The sequence below is a fragment of the Vibrio sp. 2134-1 genome, from assembly GCF_033339495.1.
Genome location: NZ_JAWOUS010000158.1, coordinates 1 through 1,001, shown reverse-complemented (window position 1 = coordinate 1,001; position 1,001 = coordinate 1). Strand labels below are relative to the sequence as shown.

Here is a 1,001-nt window from a genome sequence, read left to right as displayed (position 1 = left end):
CAGAAACGAGTTCGAAGTCATCTTGCTGTTTGATGAGGTCAGCAAAGTAGCGCGCTTTCTCGATACTTTGATCGATCAATAGTTCGTAGCCTGGGCGACTAATAATGTGCATCGCCGCATACACTAACATGGCCATGCCTGAGCGAGAGCCTTCTAGTGTATGACTACCTAAATCTTTTGAACCTTTACGTAAGATGTATTGCGCATGGTGTTCAATGGACTTCATCGCGTCGGGGTCTTTGAACAACACCATGCCTGCACCCATAGGGATGTACAGTTGTTTGTGCGCGTCGATAGTCACTGAGTCAGCCAGTTCAACACCTTCGAGAAGGTGACGGTAATGATTAGACATCAACGTTGCACCACCCCAAGCGGCATCCACATGGAAGTGACAATTGTGCTCTTGGCACACTTGAGCGATCTGCGACAGAGGATCGACGTTCCCCGTTTCTGTTGTGCCAGCGACACCGATAACCGCAATTGGTTTGATGTTTTGTTCTTTAAGCTCGGCAATTTTTGCTTTTAGGTCGTCAACAACAATACGGTTGTTTGCATCGGTTTTCACCGCGACTAAACCCTCTTGACCTAAGCCAAGTACGTCTGCTGCTTTTTTAAGTGAATAGTGACCACGTTCTGAAACCAGAACTGCAAGGCCTTCGTAGCCATAGTGCTTCATGGCTTTGAATAGACCTTCTTTTTCTACCCCGTTGAAAGCACCATCTGCTTTCAACGCTTTATTGCGTGCAACCCAAAGCGCCGTAATGTTCGCGATTGTGCCCCCAGAGCAAAACGCACCAAGTGAATGGTTCGCGCTGTGCATCCATTTACGATAAAACTTGTCGTTTTGACCGTAAATTAAGCGGTGTAACATCCCTAAAACTTGACGCTCAAGAGGTGTGAATGCTTTTGATGTTTCGATCTTAACCAAGTTTTGGTTTAGCGCGATCATGATCTTGGATAAAGGCATCAAGAAGTAGGGTAGCGCCGAGGTCATGTGACCG

Annotated in this window: 1 protein-coding gene; it reads right to left on the bottom strand. The window is 46.9% G+C overall.

Annotation, left to right across the window (positions count from 1 at the left end):
* Window positions 1–1,001, bottom strand: a 1,001-nt coding sequence (gene panP / locus R7R78_RS24610) for a pyridoxal-dependent aspartate 1-decarboxylase PanP (RefSeq protein WP_225474435.1), incomplete at both ends; no start/stop codon positions are given.